The 17,938-nt window shown below is 36.9% G+C and carries 13 protein-coding genes, 1 tRNA gene and 1 pseudogene; 7 read left to right on the plus strand and 8 right to left on the minus strand.

Going from position 1 to position 17,938, the window contains the following annotated elements; genetic code table 11:
- Positions 1-8: 8 nt before the first annotated feature.
- The 3 genes from infB to rimP are packed head-to-tail and all read right to left on the minus strand — an operon-like array spanning position 9 to position 4,580.
- Positions 9-2,822, minus strand: coding sequence for a translation initiation factor IF-2 (infB, locus tag DSM03_RS01190; protein WP_128761551.1), 2,814 nt, complete (start codon positions 2,820-2,822; stop codon positions 9-11).
- A gap of 54 nt (positions 2,823-2,876) precedes the next feature.
- The gene (gene nusA, locus DSM03_RS01195; protein WP_128761552.1) at positions 2,877-4,106 is read right to left on the minus strand and encodes a transcription termination factor NusA; all 1,230 of its coding nucleotides are present in this window, start codon (positions 4,104-4,106) and stop codon (positions 2,877-2,879) included.
- A gap of 9 nt (positions 4,107-4,115) precedes the next feature.
- Positions 4,116-4,580 carry a ribosome assembly cofactor RimP gene (gene rimP / locus DSM03_RS01200; RefSeq protein ID WP_128761553.1) on the minus strand — a complete coding sequence of 155 codons (465 nt, stop codon included), beginning with the start codon at positions 4,578-4,580 and terminating at the stop codon, positions 4,116-4,118.
- A 252-nt stretch (positions 4,581-4,832) separates the two neighbouring features.
- Here rimP and DSM03_RS19260 point away from each other — a divergent pair.
- Both DSM03_RS19260 and DSM03_RS01210 read left to right on the plus strand, forming a co-directional pair.
- A pseudogene (locus tag DSM03_RS19260) lies at positions 4,833-5,582 on the plus strand (universal stress protein); the annotation flags it as partial.
- 199 nt (positions 5,583-5,781) lie between these two features.
- Entirely contained in the window at positions 5,782-6,102 is a 321-nt protein-coding gene (locus tag DSM03_RS01210) for a hypothetical protein (RefSeq protein ID WP_128761555.1), read from the plus strand.
- A gap of 63 nt (positions 6,103-6,165) precedes the next feature.
- Here DSM03_RS01210 and DSM03_RS01215 read toward each other — a convergent pair.
- Positions 6,166-6,238, minus strand: a tRNA-Gln gene (locus tag DSM03_RS01215).
- Between the two features lie 351 nt (positions 6,239-6,589).
- Between DSM03_RS01215 and DSM03_RS01220 the strand changes: the two genes are divergently transcribed.
- Complete coding sequence (locus DSM03_RS01220; protein WP_128761556.1) at positions 6,590-9,877, plus strand: glycosyltransferase family 117 protein; 3,288 nt, start codon at positions 6,590-6,592, stop codon at positions 9,875-9,877.
- Positions 9,877-10,527 (plus strand): polysaccharide deacetylase family protein, encoded by a 651-nt coding sequence (locus tag DSM03_RS01225; RefSeq protein WP_128761557.1) that lies wholly within the window; start codon positions 9,877-9,879, stop codon positions 10,525-10,527. Before DSM03_RS01220 ends, DSM03_RS01225 begins: the two co-directional genes overlap by 1 nt.
- Here the strand turns inward: DSM03_RS01225 and DSM03_RS01230 are convergent.
- From DSM03_RS01230 to DSM03_RS01240, 3 genes are all read right to left on the minus strand, one after another.
- Complete coding sequence (locus DSM03_RS01230) at positions 10,524-10,820, minus strand: thioredoxin family protein (RefSeq protein ID WP_128761558.1); 297 nt, start codon at positions 10,818-10,820, stop codon at positions 10,524-10,526. The two genes, DSM03_RS01225 and DSM03_RS01230, sit on opposite strands and share 4 nt — an antisense overlap.
- Before the next feature lie 74 nt (positions 10,821-10,894).
- On the minus strand, positions 10,895-12,316 hold the full coding sequence (locus tag DSM03_RS01235) for an autotransporter outer membrane beta-barrel domain-containing protein (RefSeq protein WP_236638846.1): 1,422 nt from the start codon (positions 12,314-12,316) through the stop codon (positions 10,895-10,897).
- Between the two features lie 158 nt (positions 12,317-12,474).
- Positions 12,475-13,689 carry a metallophosphoesterase gene (locus DSM03_RS01240; protein ID WP_128761560.1) on the minus strand — a complete coding sequence of 405 codons (1,215 nt, stop codon included), beginning with the start codon at positions 13,687-13,689 and terminating at the stop codon, positions 12,475-12,477.
- A 133-nt stretch (positions 13,690-13,822) separates the two neighbouring features.
- On the opposite strand from DSM03_RS01240, the gene DSM03_RS01245 reads away from it, so the two are divergent.
- Positions 13,823-14,818 carry an isoaspartyl peptidase/L-asparaginase family protein gene (locus tag DSM03_RS01245; protein WP_128761561.1) on the plus strand — a complete coding sequence of 332 codons (996 nt, stop codon included), beginning with the start codon at positions 13,823-13,825 and terminating at the stop codon, positions 14,816-14,818.
- Positions 14,819-15,439: 621 nt separating this feature from the next.
- Here the strand turns inward: DSM03_RS01245 and DSM03_RS01250 are convergent.
- Positions 15,440-15,877: a retropepsin-like aspartic protease gene (locus DSM03_RS01250; protein ID WP_128761562.1), complete on the minus strand. Its 438-nt coding sequence runs from the start codon at positions 15,875-15,877 to the stop codon at positions 15,440-15,442.
- 105 nt (positions 15,878-15,982) lie between these two features.
- Here DSM03_RS01250 and DSM03_RS01255 point away from each other — a divergent pair, with 105 nt between their 5' ends.
- Together DSM03_RS01255 and DSM03_RS01260 are read left to right on the plus strand one after the other, a co-directional pair.
- Positions 15,983-16,756: a TatD family hydrolase gene (locus DSM03_RS01255; protein ID WP_128761563.1), complete on the plus strand. Its 774-nt coding sequence runs from the start codon at positions 15,983-15,985 to the stop codon at positions 16,754-16,756.
- 45 nt (positions 16,757-16,801) lie between these two features.
- On the plus strand, positions 16,802-17,938 hold the full coding sequence (locus DSM03_RS01260) for a 1-acyl-sn-glycerol-3-phosphate acyltransferase (protein ID WP_201740391.1): 1,137 nt from the start codon (positions 16,802-16,804) through the stop codon (positions 17,936-17,938).

Here is a 17,938-nt window from a genome sequence, read left to right on the forward strand (position 1 = left end):
TTAGAATCTTATTTCAATTTCTTCTTAACAGCTACTTCATGATATGATTCTACGATATCACCCTCTCGTATATCATTGTAATTTTTGATTTGCATACCACAATCATAACCTTTAGCAACTTCGCGCACATCATCTTTAAAGCGCTTAAGAGATGCTAGCTCTCCGGTATAAACCACCACTCCATCTCTAATTAAACGAACTCCATTATTACGGAATATCTTACCAGAAGTAACCATACAACCAGCGATTGTACCAATTTTAGAGATCTTGAATGTTTCTCTAATTTCAGCATTACCCGTAATTTCCTCTTTCATCACTGGAGAAAGCATACCCTCCATCGCATCTTTAAGATCATTAATCGCATCGTAAATAATAGAATAAGTACGGATGTCGATTTCTTCTTTATCAGCAACCTGCCTTGCGTTACCCGCAGGACGTACGTTAAACCCGATAATAATCGCATCTGATGCCGAAGCAAGCAGCACATCACTTTCTGTGATTGCACCAACTCCTTTATGTATGATATTTACAACAATCTCTTCAGTAGACAATTTACCAAAACTATCTGTCAAGGCCTCTACAGAACCATCAACGTCACCTTTCAAGATAATATTAAGTTCCTTAAAGTCACCAAGCGCGATACGTCTACCAATCTCATCAAGCGTAATATGCTTCTGAGTTCTAACAGATTGCTCACGCTGCAGCTGCGTACGTTTATTTGCAATGTCTTTAGCCTCACGCTCATCTAACATCACATTAAACTTATCACCCGCCTGAGGAGCACCGTCGAGACCTAAAATTGAAACTGGAGTCGAAGGACCCGCTTCTTTAATTTCCTTCCCGCGCTCATCGTGCATTGCTTTTACCTTACCACTATTTGTTCCGGCAAGAACATAATCTCCGATTCTTAGCGTACCACCTTCAACTAATATCGTAGATACATATCCACGACCTTTATCCAAGAAAGCTTCAACTACAGTACCGTTAGCACGTTTATCAGGATTTGCCTTAAGCTCTAATATTTCTGCTTCAAGCAATACTTTTTCTAATAATTCAGGAACACCAATTCCTGTTTTTGCTGAAATATCATGAGATTGTATTTTACCACCCCAATCTTCAACTAGTAAGTTCATACCTGCCAGCTGCTCTTTTATCTTTTCAGGATTTGCCGTTGGCTTATCTACTTTGTTTATCGCAAAAACAATAGGCACCCCAGCGGCTTGAGCATGAGATATCGCTTCTTTAGTTTGCGGCATCACATCATCATCTGCTGCGATTACAATAATCGCAATATCTGTAACCTGAGCACCACGCGCACGCATCGCCGTGAAGGCCTCGTGACCCGGAGTATCTAAAAATGCAATTTTCTGACCGTCTTTTAAAGTAACACCATACGCACCTATGTGCTGTGTTATCCCACCACTTTCACCGGCAATAACATTTTCTTCACGTATATAATCCAGAAGTGAAGTTTTACCGTGGTCAACGTGACCCATTACCGTAACAATAGGAGCTCTTGCTTTAAGATCTTCTTCCGCATCTTCTTCTACAGCCACAGATTCCTCTATATCAGCATTCACAAAGTCTACCTCGTAACCAAATTCGTCTGCAACAATTGAAAGTGTTTCTGCATCGAGACGTTGATTCATCGTCACCATCATACCCAGTGACATACACGCAGATATAATTTGAGTTACTGAAACATCCATCATCGTTGCAACTTCGCTTACCGTTACAAACTCTGTTACCTTTAATACTTTATTATCTGCTTCTTGCTGAGCTTGCTCAGTCTCATTCTTCTGACGGTGCTGATCTCTTTTATCTCTACGATATTTTGCACCTTTACCCTTATTAGATTTACCTTGAAGTTTCTCAAGTGTTTCACGCACTTGTTTTTGCACTTCTTCTTCTGTAGGCTCTTCTTTAACAACAGGAGCATTTCTACGACTTCCGCCTCTTTGATTCCGCCCTCTATTATTGTTATTCCCTCCAGAACTAGGATTAGCACCAGGCGATTTGCTTATACGCTTACGCTTGCGCTTTTTATCATCTTTATTCGCAACAGGTTTTTTCTTTTTCTCTGGCTTTTTAAACTGAGAAAGATCAATCTTTTGACCTGTAAAATTCGGCCCGTCTAATTTCTTATAATCAGTTTTCAGAACATCATCACCCAATTTCGGCTCTTCTTCCGATTTAGCCTCAGAAGATTTCTCCTCTTTTTTTGCTTTAGGAGCTTCAACATTAGCAGCCGGCTTATCCTTTTGTTCTTGAGCAGGAGCTTTCTCAACTGATTTTACGTTAGAAACGGGCTTTTCTCCCACCTTCTCTGTCTCAGCAGTTTTTTCAGCCTTAACCTCTTTAACCTCTTCTTTTTCTTTTTTAACCTCTACAACAGGCTCCTCTTTTTTCACAGGAGTTTCCTCTACTTTTGGTTTTTCTACTTCAGGAGCTTTAGGTTTTCCAGATCTATCTAAATCAATTTTTCCAACCTGCTTCGGTCCCTGAAGGTTAGTCTTAGCACGTATAACCTCCTGCTGAGGCTCACGCTCCTGACGTTTTTCTTCAATCTCTTCTTCGCGAGCTTGGCGTATAGCTTCTTTCTCCTTCTGTTTCTCCTGAGCAACCTCTTTTGAGGCTACCTTTTTATTGGCATCAGTCTGAAATTGATCAGACAATACCCCGTAGATTTCGGCAGAGATTTTTGTGGTAGGACGTGCTTCTATATCATGCCCTTTTTCCTTAAGAAAATCAACAGCACGATCTAGTGAAATATTAAGTTCACGCAATACCTTATTTAACCTCATGTTCTTTACTTCTGCCATAAAATGCTTTAATTCGCTATAAAATTAACCTAAAAAACCTGTACAGTCCTAGAATTATTCAAACTCTTCACGAAGAATTCTCATTACATCGGCAATGGTTTCTTCTTCAAGGTCTGTTCTTCTAACCAGATCTTCTACGTCTTGTTCTAAAATACTTTTTGCGGTATCTAAACCTATTTTTGAAAATTCGGCAATTACCCAATCTTCTATTTCATCAGAGAATTCAGAAAGCTCAACATCTTCCTCTACACCTTCTCTGTACACATCAATCTCATAACCTGTAAGCTGTCCAGCCAATCTGATGTTATGACCACCACGTCCTATAGCTTTAGAGACCTCTTCAGGCTTTAACATTACCTCTGCAGTTTTATTCTCATCATTTATTTTTATAGATGTGATTTTTGCAGGACTCAAAGCTCTAGTTATATACAACTGTAAGTTATTAGTAAAATTGATTACATCAATGTTCTCATTACCTAACTCACGAACTATACCATGAATTCTTGAACCTTTCATACCAACGCAAGCCCCTACAGGATCAATACGATCATCATAAGAGTCAACAGCAACTTTTGCCTTTTCTCCAGGTATACGAACTACTTTTTTAACTGTAATTAAACCATCAAAAACCTCCGGAATTTCAGATTCAAATAATTTCTCTAAAAATAATGGTGAGGTACGAGACATAATAATTGCAGGCTTATTTCCTTTAAGCTCTACACTCTCTATTATACCACGTACATTTTCTCCTTTTCTAAAGAAATCTGATGGAATCTGCTTGTCTTTAGGCATGATGATCTCATTACCCTCATCATCTAGCAAAATAATCGCACGATGTCTAATGTGATGCACTTCTGCATTGTAAAGCTCTCCTTCAAGATCTTTAAACTGCTTATAAATATTCGTATTATCGTGCTCGTGAATTTTACTAATTAAATTCTGACGTAAAGCCAATATAGAGCGACGCCCTAAGTCTATCAACTTAACTTCTTCAGAAACATCTTCCCCAACTTCAAAGTCAGGCTCTATTCTACGCGCCTCTTCAAGACTAATTTCTGAATTCTCATCTTCTACTTCCCCATCTGCAACAACAACACGATTACGCCAAATCTCTAAATCCCCCTTATCAGGGTTAATAATAATATCAAAATTATCATCACTTCCAAAACGTTTTTTCAACGTACTTCTAAAAACTTCCTCGAGTATTGCCATTAGCATTACTCTATCTATGAGTTTATCATCTTTAAACTCAGAAAATGATTCGATTAACGCAATATTTTCCATTGTGTGTACTTAAAATTTTATCTTAACTTTTGCTTGCTTGATGGCATCGTATGCAACCACCTCTTCACGCTCTACAGTAACCTTACCCTTACCTACCTCTTTAGGAACGCGCTCTTTCCAAGCAAGTGTAACAGTATCATCTGCAACATCAGTAAGTTGACCAGTTATTTTTGAGCCGTCTTGAAGTTTTACCTCAAGATCTCTACCTTCATTTTTCTTGTATTGTCTTTGATTTACCAAAGGCTCTGTAGCTCCCGCAGACATTACCTCCAGAGAAAAATCTTCTTCCTCTCTATCTAGGTTATGCTCTACCTTACGACTTACATTTATGCAGTCTTGCACGGTCACACCTTCGTCACCATCAATAATAACAACAATCTCGTTATTACCTTTAATGGTCATATCTATCAAAAATAAAGAGTTATACTCTTCAAATGCCTCCTCTAAAAGAGCTTTTACGCGTTCCTTCAACATGTTCCTATAAAAAGAGGGGACTCAATGTGTCCCCTCAATTAATTTTCTTAATTCAACACTGCAAATATAATAATATTTATCAACATATAAAATAGAACAACCTCTCTATTAAATGCTTAACTTTAATAAGCCCATTTCAAACCATATCCCTTTTAAAAACAGTTTGTTATGACAAAAAAATTACTAGCACCCACAGATTTTTCCAAGCAGGCCAATCAAGCCTTTGAAGTTGCATGACAGCTCTCTAAACGCTATAACGCTCAATTACACCTGCTTCATTTAGTTGAATTTCCTCACACGATTTTAGAATCTGTTACTGGATCTCAAAATTTTGAACCACCAGAAGCCTTATTTTTCCTCAAGATGGCACAGAATAATTTTCAGGAATTAAAATCGCAAGCCTTTGCCACAGGTATTGAAATTATAGATGTGGTAAAATTTAACTCTATTCATCAAGGCATCTTAGACTACGCTAAAAAGGAATCTATAAATACAATCATTATGGGTTCTCACGGAACCAGTGGCTTTGAAGAACTTTTTATAGGTTCTAATACTGAAAAAATTGTTAGAAATGCATCTCTCCCTGTTTTAGTGATCAAAAAGCAACACACTGATTTTAAAGTAAAAACATTAGTATTTGCTACAGACCTTGAAGATGATAATATAGAACCTATCAAAAAAGCTATTGAGTTTGCACAGACCGAAGACGCAAATCTTAAAGTGGTTTATATAAACACTCCTGACCGTTTTGAAACTACTGAGAAAATCACGGAACTCTTCAAAAAATTCGCTTCAAAAATCAACAAAACGATTAATAACTTTGAAATCTACAACGATCTTAAAGTAGAACGAGGCATCATGAATTATGCAAAAAATATAAATGCAGATCTAATAGCTATTGGCACTCATGGTAGAAAAGGTCTTGCTCATTTTTTTAACGAATCTTTAAGCGAAGACCTCGTGAATCACGCAAAAAGACCAGTGCTAACATTTAGAATTTGATCTTATTACAATCATCAAGAAAAGGTTAATAAATCTCTAAATAACATTCTTTTAGAATTTACCAATTAAAAATAAAAGTAGCTTCAAGTCATCAATTTAATTCAAGACTAAAAAAAAACGTGATTGTGAGCAAAAATTGAGCTCAACAAAAACATCTTAATTGTTTAAATCTGATTATTGAGTAAATAAACAAGAAGCTATGCAAACCGAAAGCCAAAACATTATCGCAGGACTATTTCAATTAATAGACCAAAATTGCAAAGACAATTCTACTAGATCTAGAATTATTCAAAAAGCGATTTTAAAAAAATTCTTTAAAGCTTCTGAAGTATCAATTACTCAAACAGAAGACATATTTTATATCACAATGAAGCCCATACTATCTAGCGCACCAGAAGCTGAAGTAACTCTTGAAGTACCTCAAAAACAGATCGCTTCCTTTTTACAAAACTGCATAAAAAACGACCCTAAAGGCTCCAGCTTTTATACAAACATGGCCTATTATCTGGCATCCCATTAAAAAACCAAAAAAGACCTTCTAAATAAAAAACCCGTATCTCAGAAAGATACGGGTTTTAACTTGTTGGCCTACTAGGGCTCGAACCTAGACTCTTCTGGACCAAAACCAGACGTGTTGCCAGTTACACCATAGGCCATTGACCTTTCCTTACAAATGGAAACATTCACCTGACTTGCGAATGCGGCTGCAAATTTAATACAAAGTTTTTGTTCAGCAAATATTTTTTCAGGAAAAATTTATCTGAAAAATAATTATCCAACCTAAGCGTTTAATAGCACGTAGAATCACGCTTAAAATCAATCAAAATCAAAACTTCAACACTTCAACGGTTTAGTTAGTCAATAAAACAGAATCCATTATCGTATTAATTCTTAAATTCGCCCGAATAGAAACCCAAGGTTCAACCTTAGGTTTTTGCGATTAAACCAATAGTTATCGAGGCCACCCTCGAAGCGTTAAAACCTCATTTGTGAGTTAAATTTGCCTTATGACAAACTTCAATTTCCCGAAGTATAATAAAATAGTAGGATGGTGTGCTTTTGCCATTGCACTCATCTCTTACAGTTTAACCGTGGAGCCTACCGCTAGTTTTTGGGATGCAGGAGAATATATTTCTACCTCATCTAAATTAGAAATTGGTCACCCTCCAGGAGCGCCATTATACCAAATGCTGGGAGCTTTCTTCTCTATTTTTGCTCCAGACAGCACTTATGTGGCACTTTGCGTAAACTTTATGTCATGTCTAGCTTCAGCATTTACCATTTTATTTATGTGCTGGTCTATATCTTTATTACTACGCAAATTACTTAAACGCAATAAAGAAGTAATAACCTCCTCTGATGAAATGGCAGTATTGGCAGCATCATTTATTGGCGCTACAGCTTTTGCATTCACAGATAGTTTTTGGTTTAATGCAGTAGAAGCAGAAGTGTATGCCATGGCAATGTTTATGCTTTCGGCTTTATTTTATGTTGCTCTGCTTTGGGAACGCGATATGTTTAAACCTCGCGGAAACCGCTGGCTGATGCTTATCTGCTTCATTATCGGTCTATCTTTTGGGGTTCACTTTATGGCATTGCTTACTATTCCTGCAATTGGCTTTCTCTATTTCTTTAAAAACTACAAAAAGATTACTATAAAAAATTTCATCATAGCAAATGTTATTGTTGTTGCTGTATTGATGTTCATTTTCAAATTCCTCTTACCTTACACACTAAGCTTTTTTGGTTACGCCGAAGTTTTCTTTGTCAACACATTTGGGCTTCCATTCAATAGCGGAACAATAATCGCAGGCCTTGTATTTATAGGTGTATTCTATTATTTGCTAAGCTTTACCAGAAAGAAATCATACTACCAGTTAAACACCTTAATCCTATCAATCCTTTTTATATTTATTGGCTTTTCGAGTTGGATGATGCTTCCTATTCGAGCTAATGCAGGGACGACCATTAACGAAAACAATCCGAATAACGCCCGCGAATTATTAGCCTATTACAACCGTGAGCAATACCCAGAAACACACTTGTTTTACGGACCTCAGTTCACCGAAATCTTTGGAGGATTAGATGCTCAAAATCCCTACGTAGACGGGAAACCTAACTATGAGAAGGATGAGAAAAGTGGTAAATACATTATTGTAAACGACTGGAAAAACTCCGTTCAAAATTCTGAAGATCGCCACAAAGTATTTTTACCCAGAATGTGGAGTACAGATCACATCGCAAATTACATGCAATTTACCGGTCCGCTGGATTTTCAGGTAAAGCCAGAATATGCAGACAATCAAGAATTACAACAAGCTGTAGCACAATTTAAATCAGATTATGCACAAGGCAGAATAGACAACGAAGGTTTTCAGTCTTTTCTTATGCGCATCAGACAGTATGTAAATGTAAATCCACCTTCTTTTACAGACAACCTAGCATATATGTTCGATTTTCAATTCGGCTATATGTACTGGCGTTATTTTATGTGGAATTTCACTGGGCGTCAAGATGATATTCAGGGTAAATATGACGACATCCATGGGAATTGGTTAAGCGGAATCCCATTTATTGATGACGCACGCTTGGGGCCACAAGAAAATCTTCCTACCGATGCATTAGATAACAAGGCCAGAAACACCTATTTCTTCCTACCGCTTATACTTGGGTTGTTAGGTTTGGTTTTTCAAGCCAGTAAAGACAAAAAGAGTTTTTGGGTATTGCTGGTACTTTTTCTTTTTACGGGTATCGCATTAAAGATCTACCTAAATGAACGCGCATTTGAACCACGCGAAAGAGATTATGCCCTTGTAGGTTCATTCTATGTATTTGCAATGTGGATAGGATTTGGAGTATATGCTTTGTATGATATGCTTAAAGAAAAACTCAGTTCTAAAGTTGTTTTACCTGTTGTTACTATAGTTTGTTTATTAGCTGCACCGGTAATTCTGGCTGCTCAAAACTGGGATGATCACGATCGTTCTAACCGAAAGACTGCACTTGCGATGGCAAAAATGTATCTGGATAGTTGTGATGAAAATGCGATACTTTTTACCATAGGTGACAATGACACTTTTGCTTTGTGGTATGTTCAGGAGATTGAAGGCTACCGCCGTGATGTACGCATTGTAAATACCAGCTTATTTCAAACTGCCTGGTATATAGATGACATGAAACGTAAGGCATATGAAAGCGCTCCTATACCTTCTCAACTTACCCACGACAAGTATGTAGCAGGTAACAGAGATGCGGTTTTTTATAATGAGTTACGTCCTAATGATACGCTAGATATCAAAACCTGGATGAACTGGATTGCCAGTGATGACCCAAGAACAATGGAAGAATTACAAAGTGGCAGCATGGTACACTCCTTCCCTACACAGCATATTAGTATTCCTGTAGATAAGCAAAGTGTTCTGGCTAATGGAATAGTACCTCAAAAGGATGCTGACGAAATTGTACCTGAAATTGTAATCAACCTAAAAGAAAGTGTTATTTACAAAAACAGACTGCTTATGCTAGATGTTATTGCAAATAACAATTGGGAGCGTCCTATTTATTTTACAGGCGGAAGCTTTGGTGATGATGACTATCTGTGGATGAAAGACTACCTGCAACTTGATGGAGTTTGCTACAAGCTAGTACCTATTAAAACCCCTATAGATCCTAAGGCTCCTTACGACATGGGCCGAATAGATTCTGATAAATTTTATGATATTGCCACCAACTGGTATTGGGGCAACAGCGGTGATCCTGACATTTATCATGATACCGAAACGCGCCGTAATGGAATCACCTATAGAGGAAACCTCGCACGTCTGACTGAAAAATTAATTCAGGAGCAAAAATTTGATAAAGCTAAAAACATTTTAGACCTGGCAATGGAAAAAATGCCAGTGGATATTTTTGAATATTATACGCTTCTAGAACCCTATATAAGTGGCTATTATGAAGTGGGCGAACAAGCAAAAGCCCGTAAATTATGGGACGATGTTGCAACTAAATACCAAGAAAAATTAAATTACTGGAGTACGTTAAGCCTGGAGAAACAATACAAGTACGCTCAAGACATAATTACTGATATCGAACGCTACCGAAGCCTTGTTGATCTACTCATTATCAATCAAGATCAGGAGATCATACCTGAAAAAGCCAGAGAATTCAATTCGTACTTGCGCAAATTCAGTCAATTTTATGGTGAAGATGAGACCGAGCCAGAAACTGTTGAACCTACCGAGCAGACTTTAGACTCCTCAATTGCGATACCTGCCAGCTCAGACACCACAGAGTAATGCCATTAAAAATCAACTTACCCGTAAAGACGCCTAAGCTACTTAAGCGTCTTTATTCTGGGTACGTATGGGACAAAATTAAAGACTGCCAAAGCCAAAAGAAACTTTACCTGACTTTTGATGACGGCCCCATCCCCGAAGTCACACCTTGGGTGCTAGATACATTAAGACAATACCGTGCGCAAGCAACTTTTTTTTGCATTGGCGAAAACATCACAAAACATCCTCATATATTTCAGAAACTTATAGATAGCGAGCATAGTATAGGCAATCACACCTACAATCACTTAAAAGGCTGGGAGTACGGCAAAACTATTTATGTTGAAAATATGGTGAAAGCTGAAGCCGAAATTGAGATTCACACAAAAACGCAAAAGCTCTTTAGACCTCCTTACGGAAAAATCAGACGCAACCAGGCAAAAGCAATACAGAAAAGAGGTTATGAGATCATTATGTATGATGTTATTGCTTACGATTGGGAGCAAGGAATTAGTGGAGAGTCTTGCGCAGCTAATATCATTAAAAACGCTGAATCAGGAAGTATTATCGTTTTTCATGACAGTTTCAAAGCTGAAAAAAATATGAAATACGCATTGCCTAAAGTATTAGATCACTTTAGTAAGCTAGGCTACACCTTTGAAAAACTTTAGATGAATTTTCGAACAACGTTAATGAGTGCCTGAGCATTCTGCTCACCGCTTTGACGCCATTTCATCTCACCCTTCTTGTAGATTACCAAAGTGGGTAATCCTTTTATTCGAAGCGCTTCAGCCAAGTCAGGATTTTTATCAACATCAATCTTTATGACTTTTACCTGATCTCCTAATGCCGCCGCAACATCGCGCAATATTGGCTTCATAACGACAGATCGCTTATCAGATTCAGTATAAAAATCCAACAATACCGGAATGTCCTGATCTATGAGTGCTCCAAATTTTGACATAGCCCACGTTCTTTAGTTACCTAAATATAAGGTTTAAAGCGAAATAAAATCAAAAAGGATATTAAAATCTAGCGTTATTTAATATTCACATTTAAAGAAAAGACAGCAATAGTAGTGTCTGTACTACTATTCCCTGTAGCAGTAAGCAGCCTTTGCCCCCAAATTTCAATATAATCATTAGGCGCTAACTCCACAGTACCCGATATTGAATTGCTAACTATGTCTGAGGTCGTATTAACCCTCATAACAGTATTCGTCTCCGTTAAGGTTGTAATACCATTTTTACGTATAAAAAAAGCATAGAAACTACCCACATTATCACTTCCTCTTACCGAGAGTGCAGCGTTAACCTGAAATGTTCTGTTCTTTTTACCTAAATAGGTCAACCTGTTGTTTTGAGGAGAAGACATTCTAAATAAATTTACAGCACTAGTTGAATTAGTATTTAAATTGCCTTGTAGATTAAATGCTGCTTGATCTGTTACAGTCTGCACAAAACCCGTAGTTAAAGTTCCGTTGTAATACAGGTTACCCGTGGCAACATTATCAGACTCTACCGGAATACCAGGGCAATTAACCGTCCAATTATTAGTGAAATTATACCCAGTAAAACTACCTGTGGTATACCTATTAATGTAAGCATTGCTTGAGGTCCCCGAAAAAACCGTACTCAACAATACCCCGTTACTTACTGTAGGGTTTGCGCTAACATCAAAAGCAATAGCTGAACCAGCCACTGCGCTAAAGCCACTTACTTTCTGAACTAAACTAAAAGAACCGGTTAACTTTTCATAAGTACCTGAATTTGTACTCAACCAGGCTTGATTATTAAGCAATAAGTTACCAATATTTGAGTAAGTAATACCATTTGCATTATTCACAAACTGTACGATATTGCCGAAGAACAAACCGATACCAGAAACAGAACCCACACTGGTGGTCGTACCGGCGATTACAGTATTTTGCACTAATAAAGATTCAGAAGCTGCACCAGCTATCTCAAAAGCCTTAGAACCAGTAATTGTCACATTACGAACACTCCCCCCGGTTGCGCCTTTAAAAACAACTCCTCCAGAGAAACTTAAAACATCTTCAGTAGCATCTAGGCCAGAAACATAAGCTCCGTTCAAATCTATTGAAGCAGTTAATGCAATTACTCCGTTAATTTCATAGTACGTATTTTCATCTAATGTGATTGTAGCACCAGAAGGTGCAGGTAAATCAGCCTGACTTTTTACCAAAACATAATTATTGCGCTTCTCAGCACCTTTTAACTTCGACCAAGAACTTGTTTGATAAAAGTAAAAAGCAGATTCATCTGTATCATAAACTAGTAGCCCATTAGCAGGAGAGCTTATTGCTAAACGCTGGACAGTAGTCATACGCGGAGTCAATAAACCTTGAGTAGTAGATTTTACTTCAAAAAGGGAAGATGCATCAGGATTAGTTGTACCTATACCTAACTGAGCATTTAAAACCAAGCCTGTAAAAAGCAATATTATTAAGAGTCGTTTTTACAAAAGCATAACGACAGAATTAATCAGTTTTGATTCTGAAATTACGCATTTAAACATTAAATAAACACTCTTAAACGATGTTTAACGAAAAAATTACTTTATACAAGTAAGTAATAGCCTACTTTTATAAATTAACCTCAACGCTTACACTTCAACTTAATAACTGTTACTTCTGGCCAGATACCCACTCTTCCGGGATAGCCTAAATAGCCAAAACCTCGATTTACATTTAAAATACGATTATTTTCTTTGTAAATACCGGCCCAATTCTCATATCTGTATTGCACCGGACTCCATCTTATAAACCCGGGAATTTCGATACCAAATTGCATCCCGTGCGTGTGGCCGCTCAATGTTAATTGATAATTTTTAGGATCTTTTTTCAAACGCTCTGCCCAATAAGAAGGGTCGTGACTCATCAACACTTTAAAATCCTTCTCAGTCAAACCCTCTGAAGCCTTATCAATATCACCAGCTTGTTTAAAACCTGCACCCCAGTTTTCTACACCTACTAAGGCTACGCGCGAGTCACCTTTCTCCAACCAGACATGTTCATTCAACAAAAGTTTCCAACCCATTTTACGTTGTAAATCTTTTAGTTTCTCCAGGTTTTGAGCTTTAGCTTGTTGCGATTCCCAGTCTGCATAATCCCCATAATCGTGATTTCCCAAAACAGAATAAACACCATCTTTTGCCCTTAAGGTTGAAAATAGGTTAGTCCACCCCTGCATTTCTTTAGCAAAATTATTTACCAGATCTCCCGTAAATAAAATAACGTCGCTTTCTTGTTGGTTTATCAAATCAATCCCATAAGCTATTTTTTCCTCATCATCAAAACTCCCACTGTGTACATCGCTAATTTGAGTAATGGTATACCCATCAAAAGCTTCTGGTAAATCCTCAAATTCTAAATCATAAGAAAGCACGCGATACCGGTATTTTCCCTTATACATTCCATAGATTAAAGAAACAAAAGGAATTGCTGCAACACCAAGAGCTAAAGCACTAACAAACTTTCGCCTAGATGGAAAATGAAATGAAGATTGACTACTAAAAAGTCTCGAAAAAATTGCTATTAAAAATCGTATCACATCTTCACCAAACATAAATACGACTAAAATTAACTTAGGCACAAAGAACACCAGAAACCACCCAAAGACATACATCTCTTTAGTCGTGATTCCTTCAGAACGATTCATAGTAGAAAGTGTATAGATAAGTACTGCTAAAACGACAATAGAAATTATTATATAAGTAGAATTAAACAACAAGCCCTTTGAAAAGCTTTTAAGAGCCTGAAAAGCATAAACATCTACTAGAATATAAAAGACTATAAAGAACAACCAACGCATAATTCAATTTTAAGAATAGTAATATTAGCAAAGCATAGTGTAGAAAATTTAAATATTATCCTATTTTTTTGAGAATAAAAGCACATAGATTATTCACCCCTTTAGTAACTTCCGTTTTTTAATTAATACATACATGAAACGCCGTAATTTTATAACTAGAACCAGCCTAAACACTCTTGCTTTAGGATTAGGAATTAACAGTCTGGCTAATGCTAACTTCAAGCAAAACCAACTAAAATTGAAACCATCAGAAAAACTTGCGAGTGGCCCGGTTGCGATATGCACTTGGGAATTTACAAAAGCGAATGCGACTGCAGGCGCGTTACTCGACCAGGGGCTACCTGCTCTTGATGCTGTTATAAAAGGTGTTGCTGTTGAGGAAGAAAACATCAAGAATACCACTGTAGGCAAAGGTGGCTCACCAGACCGTGAAGGAAATGTCACGCTTGATGCCTGTGTGATGGACCATACTGGCAACTGCGGTTCTGTAATGGCAGTAGAAAGCATTACAAATGTTGCAGCTTTAGCTCGTAAAGTGATGGAAGATACACCGCATGTAATTCTTGTAGGCAAAGGAGCAGAAGAGTTTGCTGTCGAAAGCGGTTTTACAGCTGAAAATCTTTTAACTCCTGAAACAGAAAAACTTTGGAAAGAATGGCTAAAAACTTCTGATTATAAGCCTGTAATTAATATTGAAAACCATGACACCATTGGTATGTTGGGGCTTGATAAGGATGGTAATATCTCGGGAGCTTGCACAACTTCTGGTCTTGCCTATAAGATGAAAGGTCGCGTAGGTGATAGTCCCGTTATAGGAAGTGGTCTTTTTATTGACAATACTATTGGCGGAGCTGCAGCAACAGGAATGGGAGAAGAGGTTATCAAAACCGTGGGCAGTTTTCTCATTGTAGAATTAATGCGCAACGGCATGTCTCCACAAGAAGCTTGTGAAGAAGCTGTAAACCGTATAGTATCTACAAATCCTAACCATACAAATTTTCAAGTAGCTTATATCGCTATTAATAAACAAGGTGAGACGGGATGCTACTGCATTCATCCAGGCTTCAAAATGATGAAATACAGTAACGGAGAAAACAATCCAGTAGTCGCCGGTAGTCATCTAAAATAATGGAACTCTTTATTTTATTTTAAGGCTTTTTATATTTTACCCTTTTTATAAACGAAAAAAATAACTTAGTTTTGTTTTGTGCCATTTGGCAGAAAATATTTAAGGCTGTTGTAATTGACTTGTAATAATCAATTATGATTTGGGGTGAAAGCCAGCTCTTGTAGCTGGCTTTCTTTATTTTACAAACTGAAGTTTTAAGGGGTGTTGAGCGAGGGGTTGAAGTATTATTCTCTTAGTACACTTATTCAACGCGAAGCGAAACGTTTTACAACAATATCCTTGTAGCTGGCTTTCTTTATTTTACAAATTGAAGTTTTAAGGGGTGTTGAGCGAGGGGTTGAAGCATTATTCTCTTAGTACAATTATTCAAACGTGAAGCGAAACGTTTCACAACAACATCCTTGTAGCTGGCTTTCTTTATTTCATAAACTGAAGTTTTAAGAGGGGTTGAAGCATTATTCTCTTAGTACAATTGTTCAAACGCGAAGCGAAACGTTTTACAAAAAACCCTTAGCAACATGCTTTATTTATTAATATGACATCAGCAAATAAAAGGATTGTATCAAGAGTTGAATACTTTATTTTTTAGTAAAACAATACAATACGTTTCTTTAATTTGTTTTACTTAAGGTATAAGCAGTTATATTGATAATCAATAACCGCCTTTCCGATTTTAAGAATATCTGCTCCTATGATTCCACTAACTGGTTCGGCCTCGTGATTGATCAATGCTTGATTCACATGAGAAAGATCAAACAGAACAATTGAGATTTCTTTAGTAGACCAACTCTCTATTTCGATAAGATTATCTTGAGAAATTTGCGTCAACATGTCAATAGCTCCTGCTCCTGCAGCTTTAACTTCGCTATCTTCAGCAAAAAGTTTAAAACGCTCCAGATCTTCAAAACCTATGCACGTATTTGAAGCTCCCGTATCTAAAATAAATTCACCTTCAACGCCATTAATTCTAGCATTAAATTTTAAATGCCCAGTACCTACTGGCTTTAAAACTATTCGTTTATACTTTTTTTTAGTAAGATGCTGTCGTAAAGAAGTCATAATCTGTTTTACACTCCTCAAACTTAAGTCAAATTATATTGTACGATTTTAAATATTCTCTAAAGTTTCTTCTGCTGAGCAAATGCTAAATTTTAAATTTGCAACATTATGTATATAGACACTCACACGCATTTATATAGCGAATCATTTAAAGAAGATCGCGACGAAACAATAGATCGCGCTTTCAATCAATCTATTAACCAATTTGTTCTGCCTGCAATAGATTCTACCTACACAGAGTCTATGTGGAACCTGAAAGAAAAATACCCGGATTCTATGCACATCATGGCGGGCTTACACCCAACTCATGTAGATTCTGAAACTGTAAATAGCGAGCTTCAACATGTTAAAGAACAATTAGATTCTAAATCGCTATGCGCCATTGGTGAAATAGGAATTGATCTTTATTGGGACTCTTCAACTAAAGAAATACAAAAAGAAGCTTTTGCTCAACAGATAAGATGGGCTAAAGAATATGATTTGCCAATCGCAATACATTGTCGTGATGCATTTGCAGAAGTTTTTGAAGTACTCGAAGCTGAAAAAAATGAAAAATTACGCGGTATATTTCACTGCTTTACCGGCATATTAGAGGATGCTCATAAAGCTATCAGTTATAATTTAAAGTTAGGAATTGGTGGAGTTGTTACTTTTAAAAATGGAAAAATCGATAAGTTTTTGAAAGAAATCGACTTAAATCACATTGTTTTAGAAACAGATTCCCCTTACCTGGCCCCCGTACCGTACAGAGGCAAGCGTAATGAAAGTAGCTACCTCATTAATGTTGCCGAAAAACTAGCTGAAATTTACGATGTATCGATAGAAACTATTGAAGAAATCACCACTAAAAATGCTAAAAACATATTTAGACTTGATTGATCTTTAAAATATTTCGTTCTTTACGCTTCAACAAAATTAGAATCTGTGTCAAAATTTGACTCCATAAGACCCTATCACGATTCTGAAGTGCACGAAGCACTACAGACGTATTACAGGCACCCTATGTTTCAGGCGCTTTTACAATTTACCTTTCCAGATAAATCACATCGGGAAATTAAAGAAATCATTGACTCGTGTCACTCAATCTACGATTTTCAAAGCAAAGTAATTTACCGTTCTGTACATAAGGTTATGGAGAAAAGCACCAATGGTTTTTCTACTTCTGGTTTTGATGATTTACAAAAGGGAAAACCTTATTTTTATTTATCCAATCACCGGGATATCATCTTAGACACTTCTTTTATAAATGTTGCTCTTTATGATCATGACCTGGTTATGACCGCTTCGGCAATAGGTGACAATCTTGTGCAAAAACCTTTTTTATTAGCATTAGCACGATTAAACCGAAGTTTTATGGTTCAGCGAAGCTTGACTCCACGCGAGATGTTGATGAGCTCTAAAAACCTTTCAGAATATTTGCAATTTCTCCTCCACGAAAATCAATCAATTTGGATGGCGCAACGGGAAGGACGTACAAAAGATGGAAGCGACAAAACACAGCAAGGTGTTTTAAAAATGGCTGCAATGGCTCGCGGTGATAAACCAGTCTTAACTTACTTAAAAGAACTTAATATAAGACCTGTTGCAATATCCTATGAATTTGACCCTACCGATATTTTAAAAATGCCAGAGCTCATTGCAAAAAGTGAAGATATAGCATATGTAAAAAGCAACAATGAAGACTTCAACAGTATTTTACGTGGTGCTTTAGGAACAAAAAAACGCATTCATATTGCTGCAGGTAAATTAGAATCTTCAGTATTTGATGAGATCGACGCATCTGAACTATCTGATAATGATAAATTACAGGAATTAGCTAAACGAATAGATCACGAAATTTACCGCATCTATAAATTATGGCCTTCTAATTATGTTGCATACGACTTATATCATAAAACAGATCAATTTGCACACACGTATACTGAACGTGACAAACGAAGCTTTGAGCGCAGACTGGAACGTCGTGTAGATCCTGAAAGTGAAATTGCCAAAGAGAATTTTTTATTGATGTATGCAAATCCTGTAATTAACAAACTCAAAAGTCTTGAGCAAACAACCTAA

It is taken from the genome of Leeuwenhoekiella aestuarii, from assembly GCF_004104055.1.
Taxonomy (GTDB): domain Bacteria; phylum Bacteroidota; class Bacteroidia; order Flavobacteriales; family Flavobacteriaceae; genus Leeuwenhoekiella; species Leeuwenhoekiella aestuarii.